The sequence below is a fragment of the uncultured Cardiobacterium sp. genome, assembly GCF_938028185.1.
Lineage (GTDB): Bacteria > Pseudomonadota > Gammaproteobacteria > Cardiobacteriales > Cardiobacteriaceae > Cardiobacterium.
Genome location: NZ_CALJAH010000177.1, coordinates 1 through 10,182, shown reverse-complemented (window position 1 = coordinate 10,182; position 10,182 = coordinate 1). Strand labels below are relative to the sequence as shown.

Sequence of the window (10,182 nt, the reverse complement as noted above, 5' to 3'; positions counted from 1 at the left end):
CTGTTGTGCCAAATTCGGCGGCAATATGAAACTGCGTGCGGTATTCCCGGTAATAAGTCATGGTAATCAATAACTTATCTTCGAGACTGATGTGTGCCTCCCTGCCGCCGCGTCTATGCTTTTTCTGATAATCCTCCTGCAAGGCCAAGAGCATTGCGGCAAAGGTTTCGGGCTTGACACCGCAAAACCGGCGAAAGTCTTCAGGTGGCAGCATTTTGAGTTCTTCGTATTTCATTTCCTGACAAAATTAATGTGATGTCATGAATAATTATCCGATTTTCCTGGTTTGGAAAGAAGTCTAATGATGATGCCCTTCATGGTCATGGTGATGATGCGCGCCGCCGTTCGCCGCGCAGGTGCAGACGAGGCTGTCGCTGTGGCCGTGCGCCTCGCTTTCCGTCTGGATGGTGCTGTGCTGGATGCCGTGGTGTTCCAGTTCGTGCGCGATTTTCTGCACGATGGCTTCCGCTTCGCGCACGCAGAGGTCGCCCGCGACGACGATATGGCAGGAGAGCGCGTTCAGGCCGCTGGTAATCGTCCACAGGTGCAGGTCATGTACGGCGATGACGCCATCGGCGGCGCGCAGGGTGGCGAGCAGCCGCGCCTCATCAATATGCGCCGGGCTGCCTTCCATCAGGATGTGCAGCGCGCTTTTCAGCACGCCGTAGCTGCTTTTGCCAATCAGTGCGGCAATCAGCAGGCTGGCGACGGGATCGGCCCAGCGCCAGCCGAAGGCGAGCATCAGCAGCGCCGCCAGTATCGCGCCGACCGAGCCGAGCAGGTCGCCCAAGACGTGCAGGTAGGCGCTTTTCATGTTGAGATTGCCGTGAATGTCGCCGCCCCGGTGCATCCACACGGCGACGATGATGTTCACCAGCAGGCCAAGCACCGACACCACCAGCATCCCGGTGGAAGCGACTTGCGGCGGGTGCAGCAGCCGCCCCACCGCTTCAATCACTATCCAGAGGACGATGGCGGCGAGCGTCAGCCCGTTTAGCGCGGCGGCGATGATTTCGCTGCGGCGGAAACCGTAGGTGTTGCGCAGCGTGTTGGGGCGCTCGCCCCAGTAGAAGGCGGCGAGCGAGAGGCCGAGCGCGAGCGCATCCGAGAACATATGCCCGGCGTCGGAGAGTAGCGCGAGGCTGTTGGTGAGCAGGCCGCCTGCGACCTCGACCAGCATGAAGGCGGCGATGAGCAACAGCGCGCCTTTCAGCACGGCTTTGTTGTGGGTGTGAACGTGGGACATGACAGACTCCGGTGGTGGTTTGCCGCGATTCTACCCGAAGCTCGCGCCGCCGCCGTTACGGGGTACAATCCCAGCCTTTCAACCACGGAGAACCTGCATGACCCGCAAAACCCTGCTCGCCCTTGCCATTACCGCCACCGCGCCCGCCTTGGCGCAGTTTGACGCCGCCCAGTGCGCCGCGCTGAAAAACACCGCCGTTGCCAACACCCGCATTGACCGCGCCGAATGGAGCGACGGCGACATTGCCGCCGACAAAATGTCCGCCCTCACCGGCGGCTCCGCCAACAGCCAAAAAGCCGGGGCGCACTGCCTCATCGAAGGCGAATACGGTGCGCGCACCGGCGCGGATGGCAAGCCCTACGGCATCCGCTTCCAGCTCCGCCTGCCCGCTGCCTGGAACAACCGCTTCCTCTTCCAGGGCGGCGGCGGTGTGGACGGCTTCGTCGCCCCGGCCGTCGGCAGCATTCCCTGGCGCGAAACCCACGCCACCCCGGCGCTGATGCGCGGCTACGCCGTGGTCAGCATGGACGGCGGCCACCCGACGCCAACGCCCGACTTCGGCGCCGACCAACAGGCACGGCTGGACTTCGCCTACCAGGCCATCGGCAAAACCACCACCGTCGCCAAAGCGCTCATCCACGCCGCCTACCAGCGTGCGCCCGCGCACAACTACTTCATGGGCTGCTCTAACGGTGGTCGCGAAGCACTCATCGCCGCGCAACGCTACCCGCTCGAATACGACGGCGTCATCGCCGGCAACCCCGGCTTCCGCCTCTCGCGCGCCGCCATCGCCGAAGTCTGGGACACCCGGCAACTGATGAACATCGCCCCGGCCAATGACAAAGGCGAAAAAATACTCGCCAACGCGCTTACCCAACAAGACCTTGACACCGTCTCCGCCGCCGTCCTCGCCCGCTGCGACGCCAACGACGGCCTCAAGGACGGCTACATCAACGCCTGGGAACACTGCGACTTCGACCCCGCCAGCCTCAACCTGCCCAAAGAAAAAATCGCCGCGCTCAAAGCCATCTTCGACGGCGCGAAAAACCGCCACGGCGAAGCCATCTACAGTGGCTGGTACTACGACAGCGGCATCAACCAGCCCGGCTGGCGCGCGTGGAAACTGGGCTCCTCGCAGACCGCCACGCCGGATGCGCGCAACATCACCCTCGGCAGCGGCTCGCTCACCCAATACTTCATGACGCCGTACAACCCGGACTTCGACCCCGCCACCTTCGACTTCGACCGCGACCCGGCGAAAACCTACCAGACTGGCGCGCTAAATGACGCCGTCAGCACCGTTCTTGATACCTTCCGCGCGGGCGGCGGCAAACTACTCATCATCACCGGCGTCTCCGACCCCGTCTTCTCGGCGAAAGACCAGCGCGACTGGTTCGCCCAACTACAACAAGACACCGCCAACACGGACAGCTTCGCCCGCCTCTACATGGTGCCGGGCATGACCCACTGCGGCGGTGGCGACGCCTACAGCGACTTCGACCCGCTCACCGCACTCGAACAATGGCACGACAAAAACACCGCGCCGGAGCAGCTCACCGCCACCCACGAGAACGGTAAGCAAATGCCACTCTGCGCCTGGCCGAAAATCGCCCGCTACAGCGGCGGCGACGCCAGCAAGGCGGAAAGCTACCAGTGCCGGTAAAGCCGCATTCTGACGCCCTCCCATGCGCCATTGGCATTAACAACCAACCCCGGATACCATTAACCCGGTCAACCGGCATCCCCTTCACCTTCACAAGGAACCCCATGAACGACATCCTGCGCCAACACGCCGAGCAGCAAACCGCCGAAGAGCTGCACGAACTCAAACAACAAGAAAGCCACCCCGTGCCGGACAACTGGCAACTCTCGCCACAATCCGTCGTCACCTACCTCATCGGCGGCAAGCTGAAAAACGGCTTTACCGTCAAGCCCAAATACATCGGCAACCGCCGCCTGATGGAAATCGCCGTCGCCACGCTCGCCACCGACCGCGCCCTCTTGCTCTACGGCCTGCCCGGCACCGCCAAAAGCTGGGTGAGCGAGCACATCGCCGCCGCCGTCTCCGGCGATTCCACCCTCGTCGTGCAAGGCACCGCAGGCACCGGCGAAGAAGCCATCCGCTACGGCTGGAACTACGCCGAACTGCTTGCCAAAGGGCCGAGCGAACAGGCGCTGGTAGAAACCCCGGTCATGCGTGCGATGCGGGCGGGCAAACTGGCGCGCATCGAAGAGCTGACCCGCATCGGCGCTGACGTGCAGGACACGCTGATTACCATCCTCTCCGAAAAAACGCTGCCGGTGCCGGAGCTGAACAGCGAAATCCAGGCGGTGCGCGGCTTCAACCTCATCGCCACCGCCAACAACCGCGACAAGGGCGTGAACGACCTCTCCAGCGCGCTGAAACGCCGCTTCAACACCGTCATCCTGCCGCTACCGGCGACGCTGGACGAAGAAACCGACATCGTGCGCAGCCGTGTGGAAAGCTACCAGCACACGATGAAGCTGCCTGCGGAAAAACCGGCGCTGGAAGAAATCCGCCGCATCGTCACCATCTTCCGCGAACTGCGCGCTGGCCTCACCGCCGACAAAAAAACCAAACTGAAAAGCCCCAGCGGCACCCTTTCTACCGCCGAAGCCATCTCCGTGGTCAATAACGGCATGGCGCTCTCCGGCTATTTCGGCGACGGTGCGCTGAAAGCGGACGACCTCATCGCGGGCATCCTCGGCGCGGTCGTCAAAGACCCGGTGCAGGACAAAATCGTCTGGCAGGAATACCTCGACACCGTGGTCAAATCACGCGATGGCTGGCAAGACCTCTACCGCGCCGCGCGCGACATGGCATAAACGTCTAAAACGTAGGGGCGGTTAGGCGAAGCCGTAACCGCCCGTTCCAATCAAATGGCAATCTGCCCAACATCAAAACATATGGCCAACTACAAACGCTTTTACCGCAATGGCGGCACATGGTTCTTTACCGTTAATCTGCGGCAACGCCAAAAACAATGACCTGCTCATTCGGGAAATAAACCTGCTGCGCCAGAGCGTGCGTAACGTCAGACAAAAACATCCCTTTACCATCATCGCCTGGGTCGTATTGCCGGAGCATATGCACTGCATTTGGCAATTGCCCGAAGGCGACAGCGATTTTTCCCTGCGTTGGCGCCTGATAAAAAATCGGTTTAGCCGTAACCTGCCCCAAACCGCCATTCCCGGCGCATCCTTGCAACAAGAAAAACGTCGGGAAATCTGGCAACGCCATTTTTGGGAACATTGCATCCGTGATAAAGCTGATTTCAAACGCCATTTTGACTATATTCACCTGAATCCGCTGAAACATGGTTTGGTTGGCCAAGTCAAAAACTGGCCGTACTCCACCTTTCACCGTTATGTTGCAACGAATATCTATCCCGAAAATTGGTGCGGCATTATTGAACCGGGAGTATTTGGTGAATAACAACAGATGGTCTCTTGAAAAGTATGCTGACGGACAACAGAATGACCAAAGTCAGCCGTTGCCGATATACCGCCAGTTTGCCCCCTCCCTCGCAGGGTGCGCCAGCACCCACAGCGGGGGAGGGTTGGGGTGGGGGTAGCGTCCGTAACATTACCGCCGATGCAGGTTGGCTATCTCTGAAGCAGCGTATATTTCAGAACCCTGCCCAAAAATATTGCCCCAAACCTGTAATTCAGCGATACACGCAGGATTCTGTACAAGGCGCGCCGTTGAAAGCGTACAGCGGCGCAACACCGTACAGGGCTTTGTGTGGATTACCATACGAACCAACGGGCGGTTACGCTCGTCCCTCGCTAACCGCCCCTACTTCGCTACTTCGCCACTTCGCTGAGAAAACCATGACCACCCAACACTTTGGCATCCGCCACCACGGCGCGGGTTCCGCCCGCCACCTGCTCGCCGCCCTGCGCGACTACCAGCCCGACTGCATCCTGCTCGAAGGGCCGCCCGAAGCCGATGCGCTGCTCGCGCTTGCTGCCGACGCGGAAATGCAACCGCCCGTCGCCCTGCTCGCCTACCGCCCGGATGCGCCGCAGCACGCCGTTTACTACCCCTTCGCCGCCTTCTCGCCGGAATGGCAGGCGATGCGCTACGCCGCCGAAAATGGCATTCCCCTGCAATTCTTCGATTTACCGCTAGCGCACAGCCTTTACGAAGAAGAAGCGCCCGACGACGGCGAAGAAAACGACAGCGAAGCAGCCGAAGAACAAGAAGAAGCACCCGCCCTGCCCTGCTCCGGCGACCCTTTCGACGAACTCGCCGCCATTGCCGGGCTGCCCGACGGTGAAGCCTTCTGGGAAGCGCTGGTTGAGCAGCGCCGCGACAGCGCCGACCTTTTCGCTGCCGTCCATGAAGCCGTCACCGCCCTGCGCGAAGCGCGTGGCGAGGCCGACCCGCGCGACCTGTTGCGCGAAGCGTGGATGCGCAAAATGCAGCGTCAGGCAGAAAAAAATTACGAACGCATCGCCGTCGTCTGCGGCGCGTGGCACGTCCCGGCGCTGGTCGCCAAAACCGCCGCCAAGGACGACAACGCCCTGCTCAAAGGCCTGGCGAAAGTCAAAGTCGATTGCACCTGGATACCGTGGACGAACAGCCGTCTGAGCCTGGACAGCGGCTACGGCGCAGGCCTTGCCGCCCCCGCCTGGTACGCCCACCTCTGGGCGCATCCCGACGACGACGGCGTGCGCTGGATTGGCCGCGCCGCCGCCCTCTTGCGTGGCAAAGGACACGACATCTCCGCCGCGCACGTCATCGAAACCGTGCGCCTTGCCAATGCCAGCGCCGCGCTGCGCGGACAAAGCCAGCCGCGCCTTGCCGACCATCTCGAAGCACTCACCGCCATCATCGGCATGGGCGACGACACCGTGCTGCAACTCATCAGCCGCGAATGGCTGGTCGGCGACGCCATCGGCAGCGTCCCCGCCGCGACGCCGCAACTGCCGCTCATCGCTGACGTCGCCGCGCAGCGCAAAAAACTGCGCCTCATAGAAACTGCCGAAGCGAAAACCCTCGAACTCGACCTGCGCAAACCGCTCGACCTGCAACGCAGCATCTTCATCCACCGCCTGAACCTGCTCGGCATCGACGGCGCGGAAGCCCTGCCGGTGCGCGGCAAAGGCACCTACAAAGAAGCGTGGTCGTACCTCTATCAGCCCGAACAGCACATCACCCTCACCGAACGCGCCATCTACGGCAACACCCTCGCCACAGCCGTCAGCGGCTACGTCAGCGAGCGCCTGCAACAGGCGGGCAGCCTCGCCGAACTGACCGCGCTGCTCGCGCGAGTCATCCCCGCCGACCTGCCCGGACTCGTCGCCCGCATCACCGCGCAAATCGCCAACCTCTCCGCCAGCCACGACAACCTCGCCGACACTCTCGCCGCCCTGCCGAACCTCGCCGACACCGTGCGCTACGGCAGCGTGCGCGACTACGACCCCGCGCCGCTCGTGGCCGTGCTCGATACCCTGCTGGCGCGGCTTGCCGCCGGTGGCGTGCAGGGCTGCCTCAACATCGACTACGACAGCGCCCGCGCCCTCTTTGAACCCATCCGCCAGGCGGACTACCAAATCGGCCTGCTCAATAACGCCGCGCTCGCCGCTTACTGGCAGCGCTTCCTCGAAACCATCCTCGCCGCGCACAACGCGCACCCGCTGCTCTCTGGCAGCGCCACGCGACAACTCTTCGACCAGCAACACATTGACGCCGACGCAAGCGCCGTGCAGCTTGCGCAACACCTCTCCGCCGCCAACCCGCCGGAACACGCGGCGCACTGGCTGGAAGGCTTCCTCTACCAGTCCGGCACGGTGCTGCTCATCCACGAACCGCTGTGGCAGATAGTAGACGGCTGGCTGCGCGGCCTCACCGCCGAACACTTCACCGAACTGCTGCCGCTCCTGCGCCGCACCTTCAGCAGCTTTGAATACGGCGAACGCCGCCAACTGGGCGACAAGGCACGCGCCCACGCCAGCGACCGCCCTGCCGCAACCCCCGCCACCGCCAGCGCCCATACCGCCTTCGCCAGCGAACACGGTCTGGCGGCGATGCAAACCGTCGCGGCGTGGCTCGGTATCCCGCTTGCCACAGAATAACGCCCGCTTACATACACCTCCCCGCTACCCTGTATGTAAAACGTAAAACCATGACCAAACCGCTCACGGAAATGAGCCTGCAGGAACTCTGGCAACTCTTTCCCATCCAGCTCACCCCGCACCGCGATGAATGGCGCGACTGGTACGCCGCAGAAGCCCGGCACTTGCAACAGCTGCTGCATGGCCATATCCGCGCCATTGCCCATATCGGCAGCACCGCCATTCTCGGCATTTGGGCAAAACCGATTATCGACATTCTGATTGAAGTGGCGGATGCGGCCACGCTGCAAAACGCCGCCAACATTCTGCTTGCCCACGGTTATTTGCAAATGTCGGCAAGTGATACCCGCATCTCGCTCAACAAGGGCTATACCCCCGAAGGATTTGCCGAACGGGTTTTCCACATTCATTTGCGCCTGCCCGGCGACCATGACGAATATTATTTCCGCGATTACCTGCGGGAGCATCCTGCCATTGCCAGGCAATACGAAGCACTGAAACTGTCGCTGTGGAAACCGTATGAACACGACCGCGATGGTTATACCAATGCCAAAGGCGACTTCATCCGCGCCATTACTGCCCGCGCCAAAAGCGGCACCATGCCACATTTTTAATCCCAACCGCCATGCAAAAAATCCATTTTCTCTACAATTTTATTATTGTCCTTGCCGCCCTGATTACCTGTGCCATTGCCGGGGAATTTTATTTGAGCACCTTGCTCATCATGCTGCCGGTCTATTACCTCGCCTATGTGGTTTATCTCACCGTCAATTACCGAAAAATGGCAAACCGCGCCGCTTTTCCTTTCAAAGGATTGCGATTGTTGCTCGCCAGTTTTGTGATTTACCTCGCCGCTTTTGCCGCGACCCTGTTTATCTATCAGCGCATCAACCAGACCGTTGCCACCGAAATGCAGCAGATTGAGCCCTGCCCGGTCAATGGCGATTGCAGCGCAGCGGTGGTGCTGACCTACCGCAACATTCTGGAAAAACGCTTTTTTCTCACCCGCGATAACCGCTGCGTTCATTTGCGCAGCCCCGGTTATGCGCTGGTCAAAACCGAACTGGATTATTGCCGGGAGGAAACGCGATGAGCGGCATTCATGATTTATACCAGTACATTCTCGGCGCCATTGCCATTATTCTCGTCCCCGGCCCCAATTCGCTGTATTGCCTGAGCGTTGCCGGGCAATACGGCGCGCGTGCCGCCTACCGCACCATTGGCGGCATTGTCCTCGGCGATAGTGTCCTCATTCTCTCGACCATTTTCGGCGCGGGCGCATTGATGAAAGCCTACCCGCCCATTTTTCATACCATCAAACTGGCAGGCGGGCTTTATCTGGTTTGGCTCGCGCTGAATCTGCTCAAGGGCAGTTGGCTCGCCTGGCAAACGCGGCGCAATACCCAACCGGTCACGCAAAAGGTGCAGCAACAGCATTTCTTCCAGCGCGCGCTAACGTTAAGCCTGATGAATCCCAAGGCGATTATTTTCTTTCTCTCTTTCTTTACCCAGTTTGTGCGCGACGATGCGCCCAATCCGGTGTGGAGTTTGTTTATTCTCGGCTTTATTCTGCAATGTATCAGCTTCACCTACCTGAATGTGCTGGCTTTCGCTGGCGGGCGGCTGATTCGTTTCTTTGCCCATTCGCGCGCGCTTGCCGCGTTGGGTATGGCATTGGTAGGATTATTGTTTATCGGCTTTGCCGTCAAATTATGGATGACGACTTTATAGGGGAGATTTCCATGCACATTCAGAATGAATCCATCGACGCATTCGTCCGCTTTCTCGGCGACTTGCAACAACGTATTACCGCCGCACTCGCCGCCGAAGACGGCAAGCCCTTCCATTGCGACCGCTGGCAACGCGACGGCGCGGACGGCAATCTCGGCGGCCACGGCGCGACGATGGTGCTGAAAGACGGCGCGGTGATTGAGCAGGGCGGGGTGAATGTCTCGGTGGTGCATGGCGCGCACCTGCCCGCCGTCGCCAGCGAAAAGCGCCCGCATCTCGCCGGTTGCGCCTTCAGCGCGCTCGGCCTGTCGCTGGTCATCCACCCGCGCAATCCGTATCTGCCGACCAGCCACGCCAACATCCGCCTTTTTATCGCCCGCGATGGCGAGGCGGTGCGCGACTGGTGGTTCGGCGGCGGTTTCGACCTCACCCCGTTTTACCCGTTCGACGAGGACTGCCGCGCCTGGCATGAAGCCGCCCGCGCCGCCTGCGCGCCCTATGGCGTGGCGCTCTACCCGCGTTTCAAGGACTGGTGCGACCGCTATTTTTATCTGCCGCACCGGGGCGAGATGCGCGGCATCGGCGGCATTTTCTTTGATGATTTCAACGAGTTGACGTTTGCCGAGGCGCTGGCGTTTACGCAAGGCGTGGGCGAGGCCTACCTCGCCGCCTATTTGCCCATCGTCCAGGCGCGCAAGGGCACGGATTACGGTGTGCGCGAACGCGAGTTCCAGCTCTATCGCCGGGGGCGTTATGTGGAATTTAATTTGCTCTATGACCGTGGCACCCATTTCGGCCTGCAAAGCGGCGGCCGCAGCGAATCCATCCTGATGAGCCTGCCGCCTGCGGTGCGCTTTGAATACGACTACCAGCCGCCTGCGGGCAGCGCCGAGGCGCGGCTGGCGGATTATCTCCAGCCGCGCGACTGGCTTTGATTTATATAATCCTCACAAGGCCCTGTACGGCATTGCGCCGCCTCGCCGTACTAAGGGCTGTTTACAATTTGCATCTCTCCCCCTTCAGGGCAAAGCCCGTAGGGGCGGTTCTAGAGGCTGTTTGCAATTTGAAAAATCCCCCTCCCCTGCAGGGCGAAGCCCGCA

Annotated in this window: 9 protein-coding genes and 1 pseudogene; 8 read left to right on the top strand and 2 right to left on the bottom strand. The window is 61.0% G+C overall.

Going from position 1 to position 10,182, the window contains the following annotated elements:
- On the bottom strand, positions 1–235 hold a 235-nt coding region (locus tag Q0349_RS05175), incomplete at its 3' end, for a transposase family protein (RefSeq protein ID WP_298079813.1).
- A 63-nt stretch (positions 236–298) separates the two neighbouring features.
- The gene (locus Q0349_RS05170; protein WP_298079812.1) at positions 299–1,246 is read right to left on the bottom strand and encodes a cation diffusion facilitator family transporter; all 948 of its coding nucleotides are present in this window, start codon (positions 1,244–1,246) and stop codon (positions 299–301) included.
- A 97-nt stretch (positions 1,247–1,343) separates the two neighbouring features.
- On the opposite strand from Q0349_RS05170, the gene Q0349_RS05165 reads away from it, so the two are divergent.
- The 8 genes and pseudogenes from Q0349_RS05165 to hemF all read left to right on the top strand — a co-directional run bounded on the left by Q0349_RS05165 (position 1,344) and on the right by hemF (position 10,017).
- Positions 1,344–2,909, top strand: a complete 1,566-nt coding sequence (locus Q0349_RS05165) for a tannase/feruloyl esterase family alpha/beta hydrolase (protein WP_298079811.1) — start codon at positions 1,344–1,346, stop codon at positions 2,907–2,909.
- Between the two features lie 104 nt (positions 2,910–3,013).
- Positions 3,014–4,093 (top strand): AAA family ATPase, encoded by a 1,080-nt coding sequence (locus tag Q0349_RS05160; protein ID WP_298079810.1) that lies wholly within the window; start codon positions 3,014–3,016, stop codon positions 4,091–4,093.
- Positions 4,094–4,174: 81 nt separating this feature from the next.
- Positions 4,175–4,703, top strand: a pseudogene (locus Q0349_RS14090) (transposase).
- Between the two features lie 398 nt (positions 4,704–5,101).
- Entirely contained in the window at positions 5,102–7,351 is a 2,250-nt protein-coding gene (locus tag Q0349_RS05150; protein ID WP_298079808.1) for a DUF5682 family protein, read from the top strand.
- 50 nt (positions 7,352–7,401) lie between these two features.
- Positions 7,402–7,965 carry a GrpB family protein gene (locus Q0349_RS05145; RefSeq protein ID WP_298079807.1) on the top strand — a complete coding sequence of 188 codons (564 nt, stop codon included), beginning with the start codon at positions 7,402–7,404 and terminating at the stop codon, positions 7,963–7,965.
- Positions 7,966–7,976: 11 nt separating this feature from the next.
- Positions 7,977–8,444: a hypothetical protein gene (locus Q0349_RS05140; protein ID WP_298079806.1), complete on the top strand. Its 468-nt coding sequence runs from the start codon at positions 7,977–7,979 to the stop codon at positions 8,442–8,444.
- Positions 8,441–9,082 carry a leucine efflux protein LeuE gene (leuE, locus tag Q0349_RS05135; protein ID WP_298079805.1) on the top strand — a complete coding sequence of 214 codons (642 nt, stop codon included), beginning with the start codon at positions 8,441–8,443 and terminating at the stop codon, positions 9,080–9,082. The genes Q0349_RS05140 and leuE overlap by 4 nt, the downstream gene beginning before the upstream one ends.
- Before the next feature lie 11 nt (positions 9,083–9,093).
- Positions 9,094–10,017, top strand: a complete 924-nt coding sequence (gene hemF / locus Q0349_RS05130) for an oxygen-dependent coproporphyrinogen oxidase (protein ID WP_298079804.1) — start codon at positions 9,094–9,096, stop codon at positions 10,015–10,017.
- The last annotated feature ends 165 nt before the right edge of the window (positions 10,018–10,182 follow it).

Coding starts and splice junctions, on each gene's coding strand:
- Q0349_RS05170 (WP_298079812.1), bottom strand. CDS start 1,246: ATGTCCCACGTTCACACCCACAACAAAGCCGTGCTGAAAGGCGCGCTG.
- Q0349_RS05165 (WP_298079811.1), top strand. CDS start 1,344: ATGACCCGCAAAACCCTGCTCGCCCTTGCCATTACCGCCACCGCGCCC.
- Q0349_RS05160 (WP_298079810.1), top strand. CDS start 3,014: ATGAACGACATCCTGCGCCAACACGCCGAGCAGCAAACCGCCGAAGAG.
- Q0349_RS05150 (WP_298079808.1), top strand. CDS start 5,102: ATGACCACCCAACACTTTGGCATCCGCCACCACGGCGCGGGTTCCGCC.
- Q0349_RS05145 (WP_298079807.1), top strand. CDS start 7,402: ATGACCAAACCGCTCACGGAAATGAGCCTGCAGGAACTCTGGCAACTC.
- Q0349_RS05140 (WP_298079806.1), top strand. CDS start 7,977: ATGCAAAAAATCCATTTTCTCTACAATTTTATTATTGTCCTTGCCGCC.
- leuE (WP_298079805.1), top strand. CDS start 8,441: ATGAGCGGCATTCATGATTTATACCAGTACATTCTCGGCGCCATTGCC.
- hemF (WP_298079804.1), top strand. CDS start 9,094: ATGCACATTCAGAATGAATCCATCGACGCATTCGTCCGCTTTCTCGGC.